Here is a 306-nt window from a genome sequence, read left to right as displayed (position 1 = left end):
CTTGTTTGCTGCTCCCAAAAGCGCTCATCGAATGTTGTACTGTTTTTGCTAATCTTTGTCTCTTTTTTTCTGGCTTTGTCTATCGCTGTATTTCGGGCAATGGTGAAGAGCCAAGTTTTGGGTGAAGATTGATTCTTGTAAGAGTGAAGACCGCGCCCAGCTTTTATAAAAACCTCTTGCACTAAATCCTCTACATCTGTTGTACAGGTGTAGTAAACCAAAAAGTTGTAGACATCATTGCTGTATAGGTAAAACCATTCTAAAATAGTCTCTCTAACATTTGTCATAAAGTAAGGGTCCCCTTAT

1 protein-coding gene is annotated in these 306 nt (G+C 38.9%); it reads right to left on the bottom strand.

The genetic code is table 11. The features are described 5' to 3' along the window. On the bottom strand, window positions 1–287 hold a 287-nt coding region (locus PZE06_RS27725; RefSeq protein ID WP_275792362.1), incomplete at its 3' end, for a sigma-70 family RNA polymerase sigma factor. Between the last annotated feature and the right edge of the window lie 19 nt (window positions 288–306).

The sequence above is a fragment of the Robertmurraya sp. DFI.2.37 genome (assembly GCF_029211245.1).
GTDB lineage: Bacteria > Bacillota > Bacilli > Bacillales > Cytobacillaceae > Robertmurraya > Robertmurraya methanolica_A.
Note: the sequence above shows the minus strand (reverse complement) of the source record. Positions and strands in the feature narration are given on the sequence as shown.